Genomic DNA, 24,415 nt, shown 5'->3' with positions numbered 1-24,415 from the left:
TTCTATTTTTTATCTTCGCTAGCAAACTCTAACAAACCAGTGCTATTTAACTCTTTTGATTTTGGGCTTTTCTTACCCATCGTCTTTATCCTATATTGGGTAGTAGGACGTAAGCGCATACAAGGTCAAAACCTAGTACTGCTTATTGCGAGTTATTTCTTTTATGGGGTTTGGGACTGGCGATTCTTATTGCTTATTTTTGCGAGTTCACTAGTAGACTTTTATGCTGGTAAATACATAAGTAAAGCACAAACCAAACAAAGAAAACGACTCTGGTTATACAGTAGTCTTAGTTGGAATCTCGGTGTTCTATTTGTATTTAAGTATTACAATTTCTTTTTAGACAATTTAAAAACACTTTTTGAGATTCCAGAAAATACGTTTACCACACTGGATATTATCATTCCTGTAGGGCTTAGTTTTTATACATTCCAAACCATAGGATATACTATGGATGTATATCGTAAAAAAATACCTCCTTCTCAAGACCTCTTAAAGTTCTTATGTTTTGTGAGTTTCTTCCCTCAATTAGTAGCAGGACCAATAGAACGTGCTAGTAAGTTATTACCTCAATTTAGCAAACAACGCACTTTTGGCTATGATAAAGCAAAAGATGGCTTAAGACAAGTATTATGGGGGCTCTTTAAAAAGATAGTCGTTGCCGATAATATTGGGGTTGCTGTATTTGCAATTTACAATCATCCAGAAAGCTATGGATCACTCACCATTATATATGGAGCATTCTTATTCTTATTCCAGTTATATGCCGATTTTTCTGGGTATTCAGATATTGCGATAGGAACAGCTAAACTCTTTGGGTTTGACTTAAGCACTAATTTTAAGCTTCCGTATCTAGCAAATAGTGTTACTGGTTTCTGGCGTAGGTGGCATATCACCTTATCAAAATGGTTTCAAGACTATGTATATGTTCCTTTTGTAAAAGGAAATACGCTAGGTTTTTTATCCAAACAATCTAAGAAAATAGTAGGGCTCCTACTCACCATGGGGCTTATAGGTTTATGGCATGGTGCAGATTGGACATATCTTGCTTTTGGATTATTACACGGAGTTCTTATTATCATAGAAGGAACAACCATCACTCGTAAAGGCAAAAAAATGAAATTGCACCAATGGTTAGAAACGGGTGTATTCTGGTCCAAGTTTTATACAGTGACATTTTTGGTAGTGTCCTTGATTTTCTTTCGCGCAAGCACACTAGAGAAAGCAATTGTGATGTTAAAAGAGATCATTACTCAAAACGTTGCTTTCTATAATTTTAATCTCATCATTGGTAAAAAGATTATATTTCTAATTATTATGATTGTGGCAGAGGTTTGGAGAAAGCGATACACACATCCATTTACAAACTTAGAAGGTGTATTTCCAAAAATAGTGCGATGGGGAATTTATTATTTCTTGATATTTGCAATCATTAGATATGGACGCCCTCAAGAAGAATTTATTTATTTTCAATTTTAATGATTAAAAAATTTCTCATACATACATGCATTTTCTTGATTCCAGTAATCATAGGCTATGCTATTCTTGAGAACTATACTCGTAACTTACCTCTTTCTCCAAAAGCAAAATCTGCTTTTTATAAAAAACATCAAAATAATATTGAGATATTAATCTTAGGTGCATCTCAAAATAGAGATGCCATCAATCCTGAATTTTTATCCCAAAAAGCATTAAATCTTGCGTATCCTGATCAAGACTATTATGTAAGTTCTAAACTATTAGAACAAATAGGGCCAACACTCACATCCTTAAAAACTGTTATTGTCCCTATTTCTTATGGTCATTTTGAAACAGCACCAAATCAAAAAGAAACATGGAAAAACAGCATGTATCGTCACTATTTTGGGGCAACCATATCAGAAAAGTTCACTTACTTTAAAGACAACTTTCTATACATCAGTTTTCCAAATTACTATTCTACAAAAATAAACAGTCACAGAAATGGAAAAAATACAGTAGACTGTAATGAGTATGGGTATAACAGGGATGTGAGTACTTCTGCTTTTTATAAATTAAAATACGATAGTCTCTCTATTGCAAAAAGCCCCGTCCCTATAACACCTTTACAGGAAAATCCTGCATTTATTCCTGAGAATATAGAAAGACTAGAAGCAATATTAAACTATTGCTCACAGCAAAATTATAAGGTGATACTTCTAGAAACTCCTACAACAGTGCTTTTTAAACAACAAAGAATTCCCGAAGTACTCCATAGAAAAGATAGTATTCTATCATTGATCAAATCAAAATATACGATACAACACATTGATCTAGATACAAATAATGATTACTCTATAAAAGATCGTAGAGATAATAATCATTTAAGCACGCAAGGGGCAAAAAAATTTACAAAACGTCTCAATAAAATAATAGAATAGCTTTCTATATCTTTAAGGAATCCATTTTTTATCAAAATTAGGCTTGCGTTTTTCCAAGAATGCATTTCTTCCTTCTATAGCTTCATCTGTCATATATGCAAGTCGCGTTGCTTCTCCTGCAAATACTTGTTGTCCTACCATACCATCATCGGTAAGATTCATTGCAAATTTGAGCATTTTGATAGATATAGGAGATTTTGCAAGAATTTCTTGAGCCCATTCGTATGCCGTATCTTCTAACTCATCATGAGGAATTACGGCATTCACCATTCCCATCTCATAAGCTTCTTGAGCAGAATAATTACGCCCTAAAAAGAAAATTTCTCGAGCTTTTTTCTGCCCCACCATTTTTGCGAGGTACGCAGAGCCATATCCTCCATCAAAACTGGTTACATCTGCATCTGTTTGTTTAAAAATAGCATGTTCTTTACTAGCCAATGTAAGATCACATACCACGTGTAAACTATGTCCACCTCCTACTGCCCATCCAGGAACTACAGCAATCACAGCTTTAGGCATAAAACGAATTAATCGTTGTACCTCAAGGATATTAAGTCTATGATATCCATCATCACCTACGTATCCTTCTTTACCACGAGCTTTTTGATCTCCTCCACTACAAAAGCTATATACGCCATCTTTAGAAGAAGGGCCTTCGGCAGATAACAGGACAACTCCTATAGAAGTGTCTTCGTTTGCGTCATAAAAAGCATCGTATAATTCACTTGTCGTTTTTGGGCGGAATGCATTGCGTACATCAGGTCTATTAAACGCGATCCTAGCCACTCCATTCCTTTTTTTATACGTGATATCTGTATATTCTTTGGCTATTTTCCAATCTGAACTCTCCATAAATACTATTTTAGCGTAAAAATAAACCTTTATTAGATTTTTAGACATGAAAAAGTTGACCTTTTGTATTGTTGTTTTTTTTGCTTTCGCGAAAGCGGTATTAGCCCAAGAAACAAATGCCCCCTATATATTTACAGATCTAATTAATCTTGAAGCTACTCCTGTGATTAGTCAAGGAAATACTGGAACTTGTTGGAGCTTCTCTACCTCGTCCTTTCTCGAAAGTGAGATTGAACGCCTCACTGGCAAAAAAGTAGATCTCTCAGAAATGTATACTGTACGTAATACGTATCCCATAAAGTCAGAAAATTATGTGATGCGACAAGGGAAGGCACAATTTAGTGAAGGTGGGCTTGCTCATGATGTTATTAATAGTGTAAGTCGATTTGGCCTTGTACCTGTAGATGCATATTCTGGGCTTGCTCCTACAGAAAATAGACACAACCATGCAGAGATGGTTGCTGTGATACAAGCAATGCTAGACACTTATATAGAGAATCCTGGACGTACCCTTAGTAAAAAGTGGAAACCTGCAGTAAATGCTGTACTAGATATATACTTAGGAGAACAGTTAACGCAATTTTCATATAATTCTAAAGAATATACTCCGCAAAGTTTTGCGAGTGCAATGAAGATACATCCTGATAATTATGTATCGCTTACTTCATTTATACAAGCACCGTTTTATGATTCATTTATATTAAATATACCAGATAATTTTTCAAACGGATCATTTTACAATCTACCACTAGACGCCTTTATGCAAAGTATAGACGATGCCTTAGATAAAGGTTTTACACTCACTTTAGATTGTGATGTAAGCGAACTATCATTTTCATCAAAACAAGGAGTTGCTGTCATCCCTAAACAAAGTGAAAATGCAAAGTTAGCTGTATTAGGTCCTGAAAAAGAAAAAATGATTACTCAACAATACCGTCAAGATGAGTTTGAAAACTTTAATACGACAGATGATCACTTAATGCATATCACTGGTAAAGCAAAAGATCAGTATGGTAACATCTACTATAAAGTTAAAAATTCTTGGGGTACAGATACTAACCGTACAAAATATGATGGATACATATATATGAGTGTTTCATATATGCGTTTAAAGTCAATTTCTGTGCTTATGCATAAAGATGCACTATCAAAATCGATTGCAAAAAAAATTAAATTATAACCAACAATTGATCAAAATTGCTTCATAATGCTTATTTCATCGAGCAAAATAACCACTTAAACGATTCATGTTGTTTTATTTTGCTATGCGCGCATAGCAAAATAAAGAGGGATTATCTTTGTACTCTATAAATATCTAGGGGTATGTATTTAACAGAGTCAATTATAAGCACGGAGGTAAAGAAAGTTCATAATTTAAAAAAGGGAACTCTCTATGTATTTGATAACTTCATAGTTTCAGAGTTTAATGAAGGGATTATTTTAGATTTTGATTGTATCGTAGAGGTATACCATTATCTTAATCTATACAGTAAGAATAAACATAATTTCGGATATATTTCAAATAGAATTCATCAGTACACTGTAAAAGTTACTGATTTTATGAAAGCAAATGTCCTAGCTCAAAAAATGTATCCGTCTGCAGTTGTCGCATATGATGAAGCTAGTAAGAATACATTTAAATTTGAGAAACAACTCAATAATTGTCATGCTATTTTATGTGACTCTCTAGAAAATGCTGTTGTTTACTTAACAGGAGTTTTAACAAAAGTGTGTTAAGTATGGTCTGATTATTGTGATTATTTACTAGATTGCTCTTAAAATATCACGCTATGAAAAGATTGTATTTTTTGCTTTTAGTTTTTCTTCCTTTTGTGAGCTTTGGACAAGGCTTAGATTTTGAAACTACGGGTTTTGAGATTAAAGCTCTTACACTTACAAATACAACTAGAAGTTTATTATCCTACGATCTTATAAACGAAGATGTACCTACCCGATTAAAAAGGTTTGACTCTAGATCACGACAAGAAATATATAATACAAGCCGATCTTTTATCTATGCAGTAAGAAGTAATTTCAGTAACAGAAATACTAAAAATCCCATTGTAAATATTGCACCTTTAAGTGAAAATGACATGTATGCTTTTGGAGATGATGGCGCGATTAATGGTGTAAAAAACATTGCATATAAACCTTCATCTGGTGGCAACATATATGCTGCATATTGTGCTGCTGTATATGCTGCTAGGGCTCAAAATTGAAAAACCTAGTCTATAAGGTGAATTCCATCTTCTTTAATAAGAATTTTTTGATCTTTATATAATGTTCCTATCGCTTTTTTAAAGCTCTTTTTACTCAGTCCTAGTTGTGACTGGATATCTTCTGGCGCAGACTTATCATGTAATGGTAAGAATCCATCATTTGCTCCTAGTTCTTCAAATATAAATTGAGCATTAGGTTCTATACTTTTATATCCCTCTTCTTGTAGTACAATATCAATTTTTCCATCAGGACGTATCTTTTTTACCCATCCTTCTAATTGATCTCCTGTACGTATATCTTCAAAAATATCTTCCTTATAAATAAGCCCTTTATGTTTTGAATTTACAATGGCATTTGCTCCTCTATCTGTTATATGAGAAATCAACAGGTTGACTTTATCAAATTTTTTAATTGTAAGATCATCATTAGAGAGATATTTTATCGTCTTACTTGTCGCTGCAAGTCGATTTGTTTTTTCATCTAAGTACATATATACAATATACCAACTCCCTACTTTCATTGGTCTGGCTTGTTGTGCAAAAGGAACAAAGAGTTCTTTTTCAAGTCCCCAATCTAAAAAGGCACCAATATTTGACACAGTAGTACATCTCAAATAACCAAAACTATTACGTTCTATAAAAGGCTTTAATGTTGTGGCTACAGGGCGTTCTTCATGATCAAGGTAGACATATACATCTAATTCATCCCATATCTTATATTCTTCTGGAACATATTTATTAGGTAATAATACATCATCACCGGCTTCATTAGATAAAAAAAGACCAGGTTCTGTCTCTCTATCTATTCTCATTCTATGGTATTGTCCTATCTCTAGCATATCTTATAATAAGGTGCAAAAATACAATTACTTATACAAAAAAACGCTTTGACTATCGTCAAAGCGTTTTTAAAAAATGGATTGGTTAGTTAAGCTAGTCCATTTTAATTATATACAGATTCTTTATTAAAATGCTTTGTAAGCATATAATAAACAACTGCACGATATTTATTACGGTTTGATTTTCCGTAAGTATCAAGAACGCTCGCAAGACCGCTATCTAATGCTGATCCATCACTTAATCCTAATTTCTTTATTAAAAAATTATTTTTAACTGTAGCTAGTTCACTCTCATCACTCCCAGATACTGTAGCGGCATCTGCATTATATATAGATGGGCCACAACCTATAGTTACTTTTGTAAGAAGATCCATATCAGGAGTCATTCCACATTTGTTTTTTAAATCATCTGCATACTTTGCGATGAGATCGTCTCTTTTGCTCATAATGATAAAATTACTTGTTGGTTTAAAATATTATTGCACTTAAAGATAAAATATTTTCTAATACTTATCCAATATTTTTTTATTTGATATGTTTAAAGTAGTTTAAAAGCACTTCATCGTTAATTTTACGCGGTGTAAAGACTTCTAGAAGCGTAGGTTGTTCATCTGATGCATATAATTCATTTTTTATAATTGCACATTCTTCTTCATTTACAGCTTTCAGATATTTTAATCCATACATCACACAAAGCTCTTTGGCTGTTAATTGATGCGTTGTTTCAAAAAAAGTGTCAAAACCATTGGTGTTTTTATCTCTATTTGGGAGTATCCTAAAAATACCTCCTCCATTATTATTAATAACTATGATTTTAAAATTAGTAGGTATATACATATTCCATAATGCATTACTATCATAAAAGAAGCTTAAATCTCCTGTAATAAATGTCGTAGGTTTCTGTGTAGCGACTGCAGCTCCTATAGCGGTACTTGTACTCCCATCTATACCGCTAGTTCCTCTATTACAATAAACATCTAGTGTTTTATTAAGATCAAAAAGTTGTGCATAACGTACTGCACTACTATTTCCAATTTGTAACATAGAACCATCTGGGATGACAGAAAGCATATGGTCAAATGCCTTAAAATCACACCAAGGCATTTGTTCAATATAGGTTTTATGTAACTGATAACGCTTTGTTCTTATAGATAACCAGTATTCTTTATAATTTCCTTTTCCTTGAGACAGCTTAGGAATAAAACAGGTAAAAAACGAACTTGGAGTAAGTTCAAAATGTTTATTTAAACAAAAATAAGTGTCATATGCCTTTTTCACATCTACATGCCAGTGATTTTTAGGTTGATAATTACGTAAAAAAGCTTTTATCTTTTTTGATATTACCATACCTCCAAACGTAAGTAAAATGTCAGGTTGTAGCATTTTAAAACCTTCATCATCTAATGCACCTATCATATTATCAATCCTAGTAAAAAAGTCAGGATGACTTATATTTGATGTCGTTTCTGAAAAAACAATCACAGAAGGGTCATTTCCCAATACGTCTATAACTTCCTGATCTATAGCATGAGGTGGGTTGACTCCTACAATAATCATCTTACGCTCTGCAGTATTCCAGATATCTACAAAAGGTTGCATCTCTTCTTCACTAATTTCTTGTTCAATAGGATGTGGAGCAACTTGAATTGGAGTTACTGTTTTTTCTGAAACCATTTCATATAAGGGTTCATAAAAAGGAACATTAATATGCACAGGACCACTCTGTTCTATAGCCTTGTTAAGTGCTTTATTAATTTCCTGTTCATTATGACGTCTACTCTCCCCTATCTTCTGCAATAGATGTTTATCTGTAATCGTTTCTACAGGAACTATCTCTGAGTATAAATTTGCAGAATACATGATGTGATTTTCAAACACATTTTTCTGTCTTATTGTTTGTCCATCTCCTATATCGATGCGTTCTACAGGACGATCTGCGCTTATAACAATAAGAGGGATGTCACTATAAAAAGCTTCAGCTATAGCTGGATAATAATTAAGTAATGCGCTCCCTGAAGTACAAACCAATGCAACTGGTTTTCTGGTTTGTTGTGCAATTCCTAATCCAAAAAAAGCAGCACATCTTTCGTCTACAAGACTATATGCTTTTATCTCAGGGTTTTTGGTAAACTCAATAGTTAATGGGGCATTACGAGAGCCTGGAGAAATAACAACTTGAGTTATTCCTTTACTAAGACAAAGGCTAACGATAGATTGTGCAACTGGTATTTTAGAATGCTTCATGTGTCGTTGTAAAAATACAATACTCTAAGGATAATTCAGCTATATATCTTAAAACAACACTTTCCCCATGGTTCCTAATTTATGCACCGTTTCTTCCCACTCTGCATCTGGAATACTTGCAGCTGTAATACCACCACCTACATATACATGTGTACCTGCAGCTGTACGTTCCATACATCGCAAATTCACAAAAAGATGTGTACTCTTTTTTACACTACGATACGCAAGATTTTCTACATTACGTCGAGTTCTTGACCTTGTTGTCTCTCTTGTGATATTAAGCTCTCCTAAAAACCCTGTGTAAAAAGAACGATCATAATGTTCGTTTTCCAGAATAAATGCTTTGGCATCATCTACTGGTAATCCACATACCGCTGGTGTAGGATGTAAGGCTTTAATAATAGATTGCAATGTTACTTTAGTCTCATCAAACTTTGCAGAGATTGCTGTTTTTAAGTGTAATAAACTACCCGCCTGATGATTTTCTACAGTACCCACAATAATTTCTTGTACCAAAGGTTCTAAACGAGATACAATCGTATCTGTCACTAGTTGTTGTTCTTCTATTTCTTTGGTCCCCCAAATGATATTTGAGGCATTTGTATACTTCTGAGTTCCGGCAAGGGACATCGTATATACCCTCTTATTTTTAACAGAAAGTAATGTTTCTGGAGTTGCTCCTAGCCACAAACCAACCTTAGGATGATACCATATATAAACAAATGCATTGGCATAGGTCTGTAATAACTTCTTAAAAATAGTTATTGGAGCTGTCAAGGTATTAGGAAAAGTACGCTTTCGCGAAAGCACAACCTTCTTTAACCCATTCTCTAGTATTTCATCAATTCCACTTTGAACCAAAGAAATATGTATTTCCTTATCGGTTTGATCTTCTTTTGGAAGTATAAATTCTTGTACTGTTTCTGAAGAATCTGTTGCTATGTATTCACATTGTATAGCATATGTTTCTGGAATAAGAATTCCTTTTTGACATTCATCAAAAGGGGCAAATGCAAAACCAGATTCTTCAAAATTTTCAAGATAATGCACCACATCTGTTTCTTGATAAAAGCCATATAAATGTGACTCTCCAGGCTTTCTGTAAGCAACAAATGGCAACACATCATCAAACTGATTTGTTATATGTTCAAAAAAAGAAGTGTTTGTCATTATTTTTTAGGCAAAGCTATGGTAGTGAGTTTTACTTTTGAGATTAAGGTGTTTTCTTCATCAACCACATCAATATTCCAAAGTTGGGTAGTACGTCCTTTGTGTATAAAAGTAGCTTTTGCATACACCATTCCATCTCGTTTACTCTTTAAGTGATTTGCAGAGATCTCTATACCACGCACATACATATTTTCTCCATCTAGAAACATAAAACTCGCGGCACTTCCTACACTCTCTGCAAGGGCAACCATAGCACCTCCATGCAAGACGCCATCTGGTTGATGTACTCTAGGAGTAACTGGCATTTGAGCAACAACATAATCATCCCCAAAGTCAACATACTGGATCTCCAGCGTTTCCATTAAGGTGTTTTTACAGCTATCTGCAAGTTGTGCAAGGATTTGTTCTTTAGTCAAATTCATTACCGTATTTTTATACAACGAAGATACAATTTATGAGAGCAAAGACCTTACAAAATGAACGTGCAAAACTATTACCTCTTGAGTCACATCATTATCGGGATTTATTACCTCTTTCTAAAGAAGTTGATTTATATCAATACGGATCGTCTGACATATCTACTCCTAAAAAACTTAAAGGATATATGAAGGAAGCTTTTGCAAAAAAAGAACAAGGTCTTGCCCTTCCATTTATTATTTATGACAAAAAATCAAATCACTTTGCAGGAAGTACTCGTTTTGGTAATATTGACAAACATAACAAAGTAGTTCATATAGGATGGACGTGGTTAGGAGATGATTTTCGCGGAAGCGGACTCAACCACCACATAAAATACTTAATGCTCAGTTATGCTTTTGAAAAACTATATTATGAGAAAGTAGAGTTTCGTATAGATGAGCGTAATATGCGTTCTAGACGTGCTGTTGAGAAAATTGGAGGTATTCTAGAAGGTATCCTACGTAAAAACATCATTACCAAAGGAGATTTTAGACGCAGCTCTGCCTGTTACGGTATTTTAAAAGACGAATGGCCTACAATTAAAGCCACTATTTTTAAAGATATAAAATAAAAAACGTTTGTTCTTTAATTCAAAAACAACCTATTTCTTAATCGTAAAGCTAAAGATAGATCCTTGCCCTACAGCAGATTTTAATATAATTTCTCCTCCAAGTTTATGAATAAGTTTTTTTACAACGGCTAGCCCTATTCCAGATCCTGTATTTCCTTGGCGATCTTTATGATCACTCCTATTAAAAAGATTAAAGATCGTTTCTTGTCTTTCTTTCTCTATTCCAATACCATTATCCTTTACAGCAAAATAATAAAAAGCCGCATCTTCAGAAAAGGTAGTTTCTACATAAGGGACTTCACTATGATTATATTTTAATGCATTCCCTATAAGATTCATAAATATCTGAACAATCGCTGTTTTATTAATAAAAACAGAAGTATCTATCTCTGGATGTTTAAACTCCGCACGATCCACAAACATAATAGCATCTATCTGACGATAGATATTTTGTAGTTTTACTTCTTCTTTAGAATGTTGTAAAATCTTATCACTCTTATAATAGTTAAGCATTCCGTCTATATAATCTCGGAGGGCATCAGAAGATTCTTCTATATATGCTACATATTGATTTCCTTCTTCATTAAAAACCGAACCATACTCTTCTTTTAATAGATATACTAATGAAGTAATAGTAGCCAGCGGGGATTTCAAATCATGAGAAACAATTCCTGCAAAATCTTTTAATTGCTTATTTCGTTCTTCTAATTGTTCTTGACTCTGAAGAAGTAGGCTATTCTTTTTATGCAATTCAAACAAGTTTACTACTTGGCTTCCCAGCTTAATCATTGCTTTTATTTGATGATCATTTAACCTTCTAGGTTTTGTATCATAAACACATAATGTTCCTAACGAGTAATTATCATCATTTACGAGAGGAACTCCTGCATAAAAAATAGCATTATGTTCTTTTACAAGAGGATTATCCCTGAAGCGATCATCTTCTCTTGCATCTTCGATCACAAAGATTTCTTTATCTTCCAAAATTGCATGACCACAAAAAGAAATAGTACGAGGAGACTCACTAAAGGGTACTCCTAAATGAGATTTTAAAAAATTACGTTCTTTATCAAGTAACGTTACTAATGAGATAGGAGTATCGCAAATTGCTGCAATAAGAGAAGTTATATTATCATAATCCTTTTCTGGAAGTGTATCTAGTAATTTATAGGATTTTACAGCTTCTAATCGTTCTCTCTCATTATCAGGAAATCTCGGTGCTATCATATCTTCATTTTATTGTAAAACAACTATATAGTCGAAATAATAATACGCAAATTTCAATAATAAATTATATATTCTTATTTAGAAAGAAATCAATTAAGGTTATTTTTGAGGTTTAAGGATATTATATGATTTCCGCTTTCGCGAAAACTAATAAAGATGATAGAAAATCAAATTACATATACGCATACAAATACCTACACCACTCTATATACGTGTACCCAAAAAACAAAAAATGTATGGTTTGCTTTTCATGGCATGGGACATCTCACTCGGTATTTTATAAAACATTTTGAAGGACTTAATCCTGATGAAAATTATATTATCGCTCCACAAGCGCCTAGTAAATATTATCAAGATAGAGGTTTTAAGTATGTAGGAGCTAGCTGGCTTACCAAAGAGAATACGGCCTTAGAAAAAGAAAATGTATTGCGTTATGTAGATGCCGTTTGGGCAACTGAATCAAAAAAATGGGAAGAACTAAACGTTAATCTCATTCTGATGGGATACTCACAAGGAGTATCTATAGTAACACGTTGGGCTAGTAGTCGCAATATAGATTGTAAGCATCTCTTACTCCATTCTGGTGCCATCCCTCAAGAATTAACGCCTTCCGATTTTGAACATTTATCACCTACAACCACCGTTACTTATCTATATGGGGATAAAGATAAATATATCAATGAAGCGCGCAAAACTGAGCAACAGTTAAAAGGAACATCTCTTTTTGGTAATCGTTTACACGTTGAAGTTTTTGATGGAATTCATGAAGTGAATGATTCTTTTATAAATACACTTCTGTAATTCTTACTAAAAATCCCCATGATATATAAGTCATAGGGATTTTATACCAATTATTATTTATAAAAGAATAAGCCATGCTTTTTCCAGAAAAACATCTTTTCAAGTTCTACGTTTTTTTGACTGTTTACTTTCTGTTCAGATAATGAAAAGTGAGATACTTTAACCCTAAGAAATTCATACAAAAGGAAAAGCTGCTCTTAAAAAGAGCAGCTTTTCTAAATTATATATATAGTTAGCTTAGACTATTTTGATTTTTTCTGTCTTTGAAGCCTTTTATATTCTTTTTTGGTAAGCCCTTCCATTTCCTTATTGAATCTTCTTTCAGCTTCTTCATTGACAGGAGACTCAGCGCTATTTACAATATTCTCATCACAGAAACTAATAGACCAGCTATTTAATGTTCCTTGATCACCACCTGCATCATCAGTTACACTTAAAACCCAATTACCAGTAGTAGACTCCCCATCAAAAGTAGCTGCAAAAGTACCACCTTCTGGTTGGAACATTCCTGTAAATGGCGCAGCTCCAGTTGTAATATTAGGAGCTCCATCTCTAAACTCAGTCATTGTAAAGCTGTCACCAGCACCTCCGTTATCGGAAGTTAAATCAAGCATAGTTCCAACTGGAGATATTAATGTAATATCTAGATCACCATCAAAAGTATGAAAGATATCAAGCGTTACATTATCAATATCTGCATCTACACCTATAGTTCCCATAGCCGTGCTTGTAGCCGCAACAGTAAATGTTGTATTACTTATAATATCAGTACCAGCACCACCACCAACAAACGTGTTAGTCATTCCTTCACAAGGAAAAATACACATTGCATCTGTAATAAACGTTCCAGAAAGACCATTTGCAGTACTCCAAGTACCTGAAGATGTAGAACAATCTACGCCTGTTGTAAATGAATGTGTTCCATTCCAAGTAATATCAATACCTTGTGATGTATACATTCCTTCTACAGTACAAGTAGTTGAACCTCCACCTGCAGTAGTAGTACATCCACTTTGTGAATTACCCGTTGCAGATCCAAAATCTAATGTATTAAAGATCGTTTGTGTTGTGATATCTGTATCATCTCCATCTCCAGTACCTGTATTAAAGATAATGCTCCAAGTACCACTTGCTGCTGTTACACTCATTGCATCAGAAGAAAAAGATCCTGTAAGTGGCACAACAGCACCACGTGTGTTTTCTTTTACTACAGTAATAAGAGATGCTTTTGAATTTGAATTTGCATCTGTAATTGTTGGATTAGATCCATTGCTATTTACATTAAAAACAAATGAAGAAGATCTAGAATTACTAGAATTGAATACTATATTCATTTCATCATTAGCTGTCAATCCATTTTGTTCTTGTACTGTTCCATTAAAAAACTCAACGACTCCGTTAAGATACGTAATGCTCGCCTTAGCCGTTTCATTATTAATCACTTTAATTTCTACAGTACCGCGATCTTGACTATCTGCCGTTGTATACACACCTTTATACATCCCAAGAGATGAATCTGTATACGTACTTAAATCTGCTACAAGTTCAAGACTATCTATAGTACTTGCATCTTCGATAGTAAGTTCTTCTTCAGAACAAGAGAATAATACTCCCACCAAAAATAAGGAAGTAAATAATTTGGTTAGTTTCATGATTTATCTAGTTTATTTATTGAGTTCAAAAGGTTACAATATATTAAGAATAAATGAGGGATTTAAACTTAATTAACATCTCAAAACACTTTTCGATAAAATACCACTAAGCATCGATGTAATACTCAAACAAATAACTATCAGGTACTAAAAATTAAATTTTATATTTTTTTTAACAAAAATTGCGTTTAAAAACGCAATAATAGCTTATAAAATTGCGTATGTATTCTCTTAAAATATGGGGTTAACAGACTTTTTACTGTTAGGGTATATTCTTTTTTGAACTCCCCTATTACTTTTCGCCATTTTTTAAGCGTCTACGGTAATAACAAAATTTAGGGCAAAAACGTTGAATTGTATCACTTGTCAGAACTTACTTTTAAATCCTTTTTCATACGCTTTCGCGAAAGCGCAACACATAAAAAATCTTCATAGCTTTCCATTACAAGGATTCTTAATTTCATAACCCGAGTTCAATTAAAATAGTGTTAATTTGTAATCAACATCTCGATATTGTTCATAAAAGAATCAACATGTTTTTTCCACGAAAATAGCTGTGCCTGTTCTACGTTTTTTTGACTATTTATTTTCTGTTCAGGTACTGAAAATTGAGAAATTTTAATCATTTTCTCTTTTATTTCATCAACAGATTGTGGATTGCAGTAGTGAGCTACTGTTCCTCCTACTTCTGGTAGACTGGATGTATTTGAACATATTACATCTGTGCCACAAGCTAACGCTTCTAACACAGGAAGGCCAAAACCTTCATACAAGGAAGGATAAATTAAAGCGCTCGCATGACTATATACTATTGGTAATTCTTCTTCTTTTATATATCCCAATATTTTTATATGGTCTCTATATGGGTGTATTGCTAGTTCTTTTTTAAAGTTTTCAGTTTTCCATCCAAGTCCACCTGCAAACACAAGGTTGTATGGCTTGTTTGTTTCGTTCATAAAAATGGTATAGGCTTTAAGTAAACGTACCAAATTTTTTCGGGGCTCTATGGTCCCAACAGACAAAAAATATGGTAACTCTATACCGAAATTATGAACTACATCTTTATTTTTATTTGGTTGAAATCTATTGTCTTTCCCTAGTAAAAGAATCTTGTTTTTACCTTTGGTAAATGGGTAATGTTGCTCTAAATCTTTTCTAGTGTTTTTAGAGTTTGTAAAAATCAAATGTGTATTCTTTAATATTCGTTTCAAAAATATCCGTTGCAGTATCTGGCTATGCCAACGATGATATTCAGGAAGTATTATAGGCGTAAGGTCATGTATAAATGTAACGCGTTTTATTCTTTTAGGTAAATTGAAAGGTCCAAAATGAGCGGGTTCAAAAACAACATCTACTTTTTGTTTTCTTAGTATATAGGGAATTATAAAAAACAATCTAAGCGATGCAAAACCAATAGGTAGGCTACTATTTGGAATCGCAATCTGCTTTATATGAGATAGTTCATCATCTTTTTTTTGACGAACTAGAATATATTCATGTCCATCATTTCTTTTTAACAACTCTTTAATCAAAGATGTAGTATATATATGAATACCTGCATTTTGATTATCTAACGTGTCGGCAAGTATGGCAATTTTCATAAATGAACTGTTAATCAATAATAATTATTTGTTTTCATTTGCTTTTTATTTTTTAACCAAAATAACATCTGAAATATTTTTGGCATTTCATCTTTATAAGATCCAGCTATTCCTCTTCTAAAAAATTTATTAACATGTTCTACTTTTTGTTCTGTATTTTTTATTCTCCTTCCTTCAACTCCATATTGTGGCATTCCTTTTTTTAGTGATTGAAATGTTGGGAGTTTTTTTAAATTAGGCGCTGGAAGCTCCATTATTTCTTTGAGGCGTTCCACTTGACCAATGGGATCTTTAATTAAGTCTTCATAGCGAATTACAAGATCTGCTTTGTTCACCCATTTCTCTACATTTACAGACCAACCTCCAAAAAAACTACCTCCTCTTGCTAGGATTGCTTCAGTCAGATTTTTGTAATAATTAGAACCAGGAGCGATGATGTCTTTTCTGTGGTGGGCAATAGAAACCAACGCATCTCGACCGTCCCTAATTATATATACAGATTTCATAGATTGAAGATCTCTTGGGAGTTGATGAGGCAATAAGTGCGTTTTAACTACAGGAAATGAAGAGAAATTCTTGAGTACTTTTTTGTCTGTTTCCATATGAAACTCACTAGATTCAATACCGTATACATCAAAAAGAATATTTCTAAAAAAAGTGTTTCCTGACCTAGGAAAAGATGCTAACCAAATCATTAAAAATATTTATATTTATCCAATATACAAATATACCTTAAATAAAAGAGGAGCAAATGTATATATTTGTAGTCTTACTTATAGGAAATCATTGTTCTTATTTACTCGCCAAAAACATTTATTATTAAGTGCAAACTACTCACATTGATAATCATTATTTTTCATGAACCAAATTGTTAATTTATTTAAGTGTAATTTAAATGAACAAGTTTTAAAAGTGAACGAAAATTCTTTTAGTAAAGGAAAAATAATTTCGCTTCTCAAAAATCTTAGTTTGACCTTTTTATCTACTTGGGTGATTTATGCATTTGATATAGAGGGTGATTTAAATTTGCCCGTTATTATGGCAATAGCATGTGTGGCATTTATTATAAACGCTTTATTACCAATCTCATATAGGCTTTTCTTTTTTTTCATAGCCTCATTAGTCCCTATTTTTTATTTTTTTTCACCTGCCCAAGCTTTTACATTTATAGGAATCGCATTAGCTTTGATAGGTATTTGTCATTTACCTTTTTCTATAACAATAAGAAAATTACTAGTAGTCCTTTTTGGAATTTGCTTGGCATTTTGTCAATATACTATTAAAAAGACTGGTTTTGTAGGTGGTCTTGCATTAACGTCAAATTTTGTGAGTTTACTTGGAGTCATGTTTATGTTTAGAATTATTCTATACTTACATGAACTAAAGTATCAAAAGAAAAAACCTTCTATCTGGCAATCACTTTCTTATTTTTTTACTTTACCAAATTTTAGTTTTCCTATCTTCCCTATAATTGATTTTAAATTATTTAATAGCACATACTATAACAAAAAAGATACAGAGATATATGAAAGAGGGGTTAACCTTATTATACTTGGTTTATTTCAGCTATTATTCTATCGTGTCGTTTATTATCTCTTACCTTTAATAAGTGAAGTAGATGGAGTTCTTATGTTTTTTTATTACATAGCTATTTCATATTTATTTCTAATTAGATTAAATGGACTATTAAATATTGCTATAGGCATACTACGATTATTTGGCTTTAATTTACCTGATATTTTTAACTATATGTTTTTAGCACATGGTTTTGATGATTATTGGAGAAGGGTAAATATTTATTGGAAAGATTTTATGGTGAAAATATTTTACTATCCTATCTATTTTAAATTTCGTAAAAAAAGTACAATTCTAGCACTCACAATTGGCACAGTACTTACATTCTTTTTCAATTGGTTCTTACACTCTTATCAATGGTTTTGGGTTTTAGGAAAATTCTCTTTAAGAGGGCCCGAAATAGTGTTTTGGTCTATACTATGTATCCTTGTATTAGTTGCTGTAGTATATCAAACTAAAAATAGAGGTAAAGCAAACGTGTCTCACTTAAATAATAAAACTTGGAAATTTGCATGTACTCGAGCGCTTCAAATTATTTTTACAAATCTAATCATTGCCATTATTTATAGTCTGTATAACAGCCCATCCTTTTCTGATTGGATAAACCTCTTGATAAAAATAAAAAGTTCATCGATAATTGAAATAGGATATGTGCTTCTCATTTTTTTATTAACATTATTATCACTTGCTTTAGGTGTCTGGATGTACGAAAATGAAAAATTCAGAACCCTCTTTCGATTTTTTTACAGAAGTCAAGATATCTACAAGTTTGCATTTTTGATAGGGGTATTATTCATTACTAGCTCATTTGCAAGCAATTTGTTATCCAAAAAGAATCAAAGAACATTACAAGCCTATGTTTCGCATCGGTTAAATAAAACTGACACTGAACTTCAATCTAAAGGGTATTATGAAGAGATATTGACTGGTAACCAATTTAATTCTCAATCTTGGCAAAATGAATCAAAGAGACCAGCACGATGGATTCGACTGAATAAAACTGGAGCTATGATTCAGAAAGACCTCTTTGTTAATTTGAAACCAAATATTGACATCATATTTAAAGATGGGCATTTGGTAACTAATAGTTGGGGCATGAGAGACAAAGAATACGCTAAAAAAAGACCTGAACATACAACACGAATTGCTATTCTAGGCGGATCTTTAGAAATGGGTACTGGGGTAGACAACAATGAAGTATTTGAAAATTTGATTGAAGATAAACTTAATGGTAATAGAAAAACTAGTGATCCTAATTATGAAGTTTTAAATTTTTCTATATCAGGCTCCTCTGTAATAGAAAATATTGAAAAATTTCATAAACAAGTAAAGGATTTTGAACCTACTCATGTGCTATTAAGTATGCACGAAAAAGAAGTTTTTCATTTCCAAAAAACATTGAAATGGATTAAAGAACAATCTACAAACACAGAAAGTTTCGAACACATATTAAAAAATAGCCCCTGGCTGTATGAATTAGTCAATTTTATAGAGAAGGAAAATTTAAGTTTTGACCCTAATATGAAGGAAGATGAGGAAATTAAGAAAGGAAATATATTAATAGATTGGTGCATAAATCATCTCAATAAAAAGTGCGTAGAAGAAGGTATAGATTTTTCATTGATTTTATTTCCTAGTTTAGACAATAAAACGCAAAATCTAAACGAGATAGAACATATATCTAAGAAGAATAAGATTAAGTATTATGATATAAGCACCGCCTATTTAAACTATAATAAGAATCTGTTAAGAATAGCAGAATGGGACAACCATCCTAATGCAAAAGCTCATGAATTAATAGCTGATGCACTCTATTTGAAAATCAATAAAAAAATAAATTTGAATGAAAACTGAAATTGAAAATAAATTAAAAGAATATATTGTAAAGAATTTTTTTAGTGGCGATCCCAATTCATTGACCTCTGATACCGAATTATTGACTAGTGGTATCATTGATTCTATTTCAGCATTAGAAATAGTAGACTTCATTGAAGAAAATTTTAATTTGCAATTTGAAGCACATGAAGTAGATAAAGAAAATCTAAATACGATCTCTATATTATCAGATTTTATTATAAAAAAACAAGCATAGTAATCAACTTTGGTAAGAAAAAAAATCATTTTACTAGACTTCAAGTCATACTACACTTCACCACCTTACCAGTTGGGTTTGCTGGTGGCGTATGCTAACAAAATACAAGAGGTTAAAGAAAATGTAGAATTTCTCATTCTTGAATATCCAAGAGAAATTCCTGTTTCAAAAATAGTAAATGACATATTGGATGTAAATGCAGACTTAATTGCCATTTCAGATTATTCCTGGAATCATAAGAAGATATGCGACACGCTTAATATACTTTCCGAGCAAAAAACACTCCCCAAAATACTCATGGGAGGACCAAATTGTTCAGGCAAGCAAGGTGAAGAAATACTTGAAAAGTATGCTATCGTATCTTGCCTAGTAGAAGGTGAAGGTGAACCTTCATTCGCAGATATTTGTCTTGCTCTAGTTCAAGGTAAGGACTTATTTGCTAATTCAAAAAATTGCGTATTTAGAGATGCAAAGGGTCAAATAGTACGACCCAATATTGGTCATAGAATTGAATTATTAGATGACGTTCCATCTCCTTATCTCTCTGGTCTAATTCAACCTAAACCTTCACCCGTATTTTATGAAACAAATAGAGGTTGTCCCTATAGGTGTTCATTTTGTTATTGGGGAAATGGAAACTCCAAAGTGTATCGGATGTCACTTGAAAGAGTACGAGAAGAAATGGATTTTTTTGCTAAAAGTAGAGTCAGGGCTTTTTGGCTGGCAGATGCCAATTTTGGAATTTTTCCGAGTGACGCAGAAATTGCCGAGATCATTGTAAATGTCAATAAAAAAAATGGTTTTCCATTCAAGTCTGTAGGTGTAAATTGGGCAAAAAATAGTAGTGATAGAATCTTGGAAATAGCTTCTATTTTCCAAAAGGGAGGTATCTCATGTGCAACCACTATTGCACTACAAACTGTAACTTCAAAGGCTGAAGAATTTTCTAAACGATACTCCATGTCTCCCTATAAATTTATGAATCTTATACGAAGTGCTGACAAGAGAAATGTTGATACATATACGGATATCATTATTGGTTTACCTGGCGAATCATTAGAAGACTTCTTAAATGGAATTAACATTGTCACAAGTAGTCTAGTACCATCATTGAAGATACATCAATTAGTCTTAATACCAGGTACTGAATTTTATGATAAAAAAGAACAATTAGGTCTTTTGACTACGGCAGATGTAGTTACAGAGCAGGTGCCTGACGATGAAAAATCTGATTATTATGATTGTACAGTAATGAGCAATCCTCTATTGAGCGTAGAGGATATGAAAAGAGGGAGATACTTTATGGGTATCGTTCACTTTCTTCATAATCATAATTTGGGTCAGATGACCAATCATTTTTTATCCAAGTATGATATTTCTAATAAGGAAATATTCCTCTTCATGAATGATGTCCTCCAGAATGAGGATTTGCTTTCATCTAATGAAAGTTATCAGGATTTCCTCTTTAGATTAAGAAATATATTTAAATACTTCATTGATAAATTTGGTGTAGATGATAATCAGTATTTGATGACAGTCAGTCATTCTATTTGGTTCAAAACTAATCAAAAAACAGGATTAAAAGAAAATAACATTCCTTTTCTAAAAACCTTCATTCATGATTTTTATACTGCATTATGTAAACAATATGATTGTTGTCAATCCCAAGAAGAGCAACATCTCTTACACGAAATTATTGAATACAACTTATTGATTGCTCCAAAGCCTAGTTGGAAACCAAAAGACTCTTATGAATTTCAATACAATGTGCATGAAATTTGTAATGATCTGAAAAGCACAATTTTGAACACCACAGATCTTCTTGAAGGCAAAAAAAACACAAAATCTGGGAATATTACTCCTTGGATAGATCTGCCAAAGATCATAGCTGTAGAAACTAAAAAACTAATGTCAAATAGCTACTTGAAATCAAAGCATTACACTATTTCGTATTTAGTTAAAAATCCGTGGGGAATACCGCCATCCAAGGGAAATATTGATTGGCTTCTCAATAGTAAAAGTAAACATTGTGTTGTACACCCCTTGGCTTCTAAAGTCTTATAAATGCATAGTATACAAGACATATTGCATAACGGTTTCAATATAAATCTTAATAGTGTTGCGCTATCTGATGCCTCCAATAATCTCATCACTTACGGTGAGTTACATCATAAAATTTCCATTATACAAGATGTTCTTAATTCTATCGAAATAGGAGAAGGTGTTAGAGTTGGTATCATATCTCGAAAAACTATCAATGCAACCATTTCCATTTTTGGGATTTTAAAATCTGGAGCTGCATATGTTCCTATAGATGCTGAATCACCTGTAGAACGAATGTCTATTATAATTGATAATGCTCAACCAAAAGCGATAATCATTGAAGAAGCTTTAATTGATATTTTAAAGCCTTATCTAAAAACATATTCTATCCAAATAGATTTACCTTTGAATGGGTTGGTCTTAGTCATAAACGAATCATCAGATAAAAATCTTCTTGAGCAACCCAATGATCTTGCTATTATTCTTTATACCTCAGGTTCTACAGGTACACCCAAAGGAGTAATGATTACACATAAGAATGTTTTAAGCTTTATTAAATGGTCAAACGAATTATTAAGTGTTAGTCATGAAGATGTTTTTTTATCTATTGCACCATATCACTTTGATCTATCGACATTTGATCTCTACGTAAGTATGATGAAAGGTGCTCACCTAGTCCTCATAGATGCTGCTACCTCTCGAAACCCAAGAATGATATCTTCATTGATAGCGCAAAGAAAAATTTCCACCCTATATGCAACACCTAGTTTTTTAAAATTGATGCTAAGATTTGGTAAAATTGAACGATTTGATCATACTTCAATAAAGCATGTGCTATTTGCAGGGGAAGTATTCAACATAGAATCTCTTATAGAGATAAAAGAAAAGTGGTCAACTGGAAATTTTTATAACTTGTACGGCCCTACTGAAACGAATGTTGTAACGTACTACAAGATCCCGAATGTGATCTATGGAAGACAATCTGCATTTCCTATAGGTTTACCTTGTCCTTACGTAAAATCGAAATTGTATGACGAGACAAATACTACTTCATCAATAAAAAAAGGAGAGCTACTCATCAGAGGTTCGTCTGTATCTCCAGGATATTGGAACAATAGTGCTAAAAATGCAGATGCTTTCATAAAAGATGATGAGAATGAAACATGGTACAAAACTGGTGATTGGGTGATGTTAGATGAATCGGGCAATTATGTATTTATTGGTCGAAAAGATAGAATGGTGAAAAAGAATGGCTACAGAATAGAACTGGCAGAAATAGAATCTGCACTTCAAAAACATGCCAATATATCTGAAGCGGCAATCATAGCACAAGAGCATGAAGGGAAAATTGAAATAAGTGCTTTTTATCAACCTGTAGAAATACATAATAAAGAATTGCAGGTACTAGAACTGAATGAACATTGTCTCAAATTCCTCCCAAAGTATATGCTTCCAGATAGATTTGTTTCTTTATCTTTAATTCCAAAAACGAGTACACATAAAGTAGATTATCAGAGCTTACTAAAACTATGACCTATATCCTAAATAAACAGCAAATTGCATTGAGAAATGAGATCATAGACTTTTCTCACTCAGAGCTCAATGAAGGAGTAGAAGACAGAGATCGAAATGAGACATTTGACAGAGCCCTTTGGAAAAAATGCGGCGATCTAAAATTACAAGGCCTCTGTATACCAGAAGAATACGGAGGAAAAGGATTGGGTTTTGAAAATATGGTCATAGCATTAGAGGCATTGGGGTATGGATGTACTGATAATGGTTTGAGTTTCTCTATAGGTGCTCACCTATTGGCGTGTACTATTCCAATTTGGAAATATGGCTCCGAAATACAGAAAAGAGAATATCTGCCGATTTTGTGCGATGGTTCTTGGATAGCTACAAATGCGATCACAGAACGAAAAAGTGGTTCTGACGTTTTTAAGATGAGTACTATTACAAGTAAAGCAAAAAATGGATACATCCTTAATGGAGAAAAATGTTACTGTACGAATGCACCCGTTGCAGACTTAGCCGTCGTATATGCAATGACAAATGAGCAAAAAGGTGCACTAGGAGGTGTAAGTGGTTTTGTATTAGAAAAAAAATACTTCGAAGCAAGTGAGAAAATTGAAAAGATGGGTCTTCGAACTGCATTGATGGGTAATGTCACTTTCAAGAACACAGAGATACCAAACTCCAAATTAATAGGTAAAGAAGGTGGAGGAACAGTACAATTCACAAAATCAATGATGTGGGAACGTGTTGGACTGAGTGCAATTCATATTGGTACCTTACAAAGACTACTAGATGAAGTAGTTGTATTTGTAAAAGAAAGAAAGATTGCGAATCAAAGCATTATAAATCACCAATCCATAGGCCATAAACTAGCCGACATAAAAACAAAAATAGAAGCTGGAAAGCTCTTAATAGCTAAAGCCGCTTTTCTCATAGAAAATAATTTAAAAGCAAATATTGCGGCATCAATGGCAAAATTGTATGTCAGTGAATTATACAAAAATGCATCCTCAAATATATTACAGATATATGGTGCAAGTGGTTATATAAAAAATAAAGATATTGCACGATCATTCAGAGATGCAGCAGCATCAACACTATACTCAGGAACTTCTGAAATACAAAAAAACTTAATTTTAAGAAGTCTTTGATTTCA

General features: G+C 32.8%; 22 protein-coding genes. 12 read left to right on the top strand and 10 right to left on the bottom strand.

What is annotated here, in order from left to right; all coding sequences use genetic code 11:
- The first annotated feature begins 39 nt into the window (after positions 1–39).
- Both ABJD27_RS02670 and ABJD27_RS02665 read left to right on the top strand, forming a co-directional pair.
- Complete coding sequence (locus tag ABJD27_RS02670) at positions 40–1,479, top strand: MBOAT family O-acyltransferase (protein ID WP_348171460.1); 1,440 nt, start codon at positions 40–42, stop codon at positions 1,477–1,479.
- Between the two features lie 35 nt (positions 1,480–1,514).
- On the top strand, positions 1,515–2,399 hold the full coding sequence (locus ABJD27_RS02665) for a hypothetical protein (RefSeq protein ID WP_348171463.1): 885 nt from the start codon (positions 1,515–1,517) through the stop codon (positions 2,397–2,399).
- A gap of 12 nt (positions 2,400–2,411) precedes the next feature.
- Here the strand turns inward: ABJD27_RS02665 and ABJD27_RS02660 are convergent, their stop codons facing one another.
- Complete coding sequence (locus ABJD27_RS02660; RefSeq protein ID WP_348171466.1) at positions 2,412–3,251, bottom strand: 1,4-dihydroxy-2-naphthoyl-CoA synthase; 840 nt, start codon at positions 3,249–3,251, stop codon at positions 2,412–2,414.
- Between the two features lie 46 nt (positions 3,252–3,297).
- Between ABJD27_RS02660 and ABJD27_RS02655 the strand changes: the two genes are divergently transcribed.
- The 3 genes from ABJD27_RS02655 to ABJD27_RS02645 all read left to right on the top strand — a co-directional run bounded on the left by ABJD27_RS02655 (position 3,298) and on the right by ABJD27_RS02645 (position 5,470).
- Positions 3,298–4,431 carry a C1 family peptidase gene (locus ABJD27_RS02655; RefSeq protein ID WP_348171469.1) on the top strand — a complete coding sequence of 378 codons (1,134 nt, stop codon included), beginning with the start codon at positions 3,298–3,300 and terminating at the stop codon, positions 4,429–4,431.
- A 143-nt stretch (positions 4,432–4,574) separates the two neighbouring features.
- A complete protein-coding gene (locus ABJD27_RS02650; protein ID WP_348171472.1) occupies positions 4,575–4,988 on the top strand; it encodes a hypothetical protein in 414 nt (137 codons plus the stop codon).
- Between the two features lie 53 nt (positions 4,989–5,041).
- Positions 5,042–5,470 (top strand): hypothetical protein, encoded by a 429-nt coding sequence (locus ABJD27_RS02645; RefSeq protein ID WP_348171475.1) that lies wholly within the window; start codon positions 5,042–5,044, stop codon positions 5,468–5,470.
- A gap of 5 nt (positions 5,471–5,475) precedes the next feature.
- Here ABJD27_RS02645 and ABJD27_RS02640 read toward each other — a convergent pair whose 3' ends face one another.
- The 5 genes from ABJD27_RS02640 to ABJD27_RS02620 form a co-directional block, all read right to left on the bottom strand.
- Positions 5,476–6,309 (bottom strand): S1-like domain-containing RNA-binding protein, encoded by an 834-nt coding sequence (locus tag ABJD27_RS02640; RefSeq protein ID WP_348171478.1) that lies wholly within the window; start codon positions 6,307–6,309, stop codon positions 5,476–5,478.
- 104 nt (positions 6,310–6,413) lie between these two features.
- The gene (locus ABJD27_RS02635) at positions 6,414–6,755 is read right to left on the bottom strand and encodes a DUF2853 family protein (RefSeq protein ID WP_348171481.1); all 342 of its coding nucleotides are present in this window, start codon (positions 6,753–6,755) and stop codon (positions 6,414–6,416) included.
- 79 nt (positions 6,756–6,834) lie between these two features.
- Complete coding sequence (gene menD / locus ABJD27_RS02630; RefSeq protein WP_348171484.1) at positions 6,835–8,553, bottom strand: 2-succinyl-5-enolpyruvyl-6-hydroxy-3-cyclohexene-1-carboxylic-acid synthase; 1,719 nt, start codon at positions 8,551–8,553, stop codon at positions 6,835–6,837.
- 48 nt (positions 8,554–8,601) lie between these two features.
- Complete coding sequence (locus ABJD27_RS02625; RefSeq protein WP_348171487.1) at positions 8,602–9,723, bottom strand: chorismate-binding protein; 1,122 nt, start codon at positions 9,721–9,723, stop codon at positions 8,602–8,604.
- The gene (locus ABJD27_RS02620; protein WP_348171490.1) at positions 9,723–10,145 is read right to left on the bottom strand and encodes a hotdog fold thioesterase; all 423 of its coding nucleotides are present in this window, start codon (positions 10,143–10,145) and stop codon (positions 9,723–9,725) included. Before ABJD27_RS02620 ends, ABJD27_RS02625 begins: the two co-directional genes overlap by 1 nt.
- A gap of 32 nt (positions 10,146–10,177) precedes the next feature.
- On the opposite strand from ABJD27_RS02620, the gene ABJD27_RS02615 reads away from it, so the two are divergent.
- Positions 10,178–10,753 (top strand): GNAT family N-acetyltransferase, encoded by a 576-nt coding sequence (locus ABJD27_RS02615; protein WP_348171493.1) that lies wholly within the window; start codon positions 10,178–10,180, stop codon positions 10,751–10,753.
- 30 nt (positions 10,754–10,783) lie between these two features.
- Here ABJD27_RS02615 and ABJD27_RS02610 read toward each other — a convergent pair whose 3' ends face one another.
- On the bottom strand, positions 10,784–11,980 hold the full coding sequence (locus tag ABJD27_RS02610) for an ATP-binding protein (RefSeq protein WP_348171496.1): 1,197 nt from the start codon (positions 11,978–11,980) through the stop codon (positions 10,784–10,786).
- A gap of 156 nt (positions 11,981–12,136) precedes the next feature.
- On the opposite strand from ABJD27_RS02610, the gene ABJD27_RS02605 reads away from it, so the two are divergent.
- Complete coding sequence (locus tag ABJD27_RS02605) at positions 12,137–12,781, top strand: esterase (RefSeq protein WP_348171499.1); 645 nt, start codon at positions 12,137–12,139, stop codon at positions 12,779–12,781.
- 242 nt (positions 12,782–13,023) lie between these two features.
- On the opposite strand, the gene ABJD27_RS02600 is transcribed toward ABJD27_RS02605, so the two are convergent.
- The 3 genes from ABJD27_RS02600 to ABJD27_RS02590 form a co-directional block, all read right to left on the bottom strand.
- Positions 13,024–14,433 (bottom strand): proprotein convertase P-domain-containing protein, encoded by a 1,410-nt coding sequence (locus ABJD27_RS02600; RefSeq protein WP_348171501.1) that lies wholly within the window; start codon positions 14,431–14,433, stop codon positions 13,024–13,026.
- Positions 14,434–14,921: 488 nt separating this feature from the next.
- Positions 14,922–16,034, bottom strand: a complete 1,113-nt coding sequence (locus ABJD27_RS02595) for a glycosyltransferase family 1 protein (protein ID WP_348171502.1) — start codon at positions 16,032–16,034, stop codon at positions 14,922–14,924.
- Between the two features lie 14 nt (positions 16,035–16,048).
- Positions 16,049–16,729, bottom strand: a complete 681-nt coding sequence (locus tag ABJD27_RS02590; RefSeq protein WP_348171504.1) for a sulfotransferase domain-containing protein — start codon at positions 16,727–16,729, stop codon at positions 16,049–16,051.
- Between the two features lie 163 nt (positions 16,730–16,892).
- Between ABJD27_RS02590 and ABJD27_RS02585 the strand changes: the two genes are divergently transcribed.
- From ABJD27_RS02585 to ABJD27_RS02565, 5 genes are read left to right on the top strand one after another with little or no spacing between them, the layout of a single operon-like run.
- A complete protein-coding gene (locus ABJD27_RS02585) occupies positions 16,893–19,463 on the top strand; it encodes a hypothetical protein (protein ID WP_348171506.1) in 2,571 nt (856 codons plus the stop codon).
- The gene (locus ABJD27_RS02580; RefSeq protein ID WP_348171508.1) at positions 19,453–19,701 is read left to right on the top strand and encodes an acyl carrier protein; all 249 of its coding nucleotides are present in this window, start codon (positions 19,453–19,455) and stop codon (positions 19,699–19,701) included. Before ABJD27_RS02585 ends, ABJD27_RS02580 begins: the two co-directional genes overlap by 11 nt.
- Before the next feature lie 9 nt (positions 19,702–19,710).
- A complete protein-coding gene (locus ABJD27_RS02575; RefSeq protein WP_348171511.1) occupies positions 19,711–21,765 on the top strand; it encodes a radical SAM protein in 2,055 nt (684 codons plus the stop codon).
- A complete protein-coding gene (locus ABJD27_RS02570; protein WP_348171513.1) occupies positions 21,766–23,277 on the top strand; it encodes an amino acid adenylation domain-containing protein in 1,512 nt (503 codons plus the stop codon).
- Positions 23,274–24,410: an acyl-CoA dehydrogenase family protein gene (locus ABJD27_RS02565; protein ID WP_348171515.1), complete on the top strand. Its 1,137-nt coding sequence runs from the start codon at positions 23,274–23,276 to the stop codon at positions 24,408–24,410. The genes ABJD27_RS02570 and ABJD27_RS02565 overlap by 4 nt, the downstream gene beginning before the upstream one ends.
- Positions 24,411–24,415 lie beyond the last annotated feature (5 nt).

The organism is Dokdonia sp. (assembly GCF_039945015.1).
Lineage (GTDB): Bacteria > Bacteroidota > Bacteroidia > Flavobacteriales > Flavobacteriaceae > Dokdonia.
This window is presented reverse-complemented; position numbering and strand designations above follow the sequence as displayed.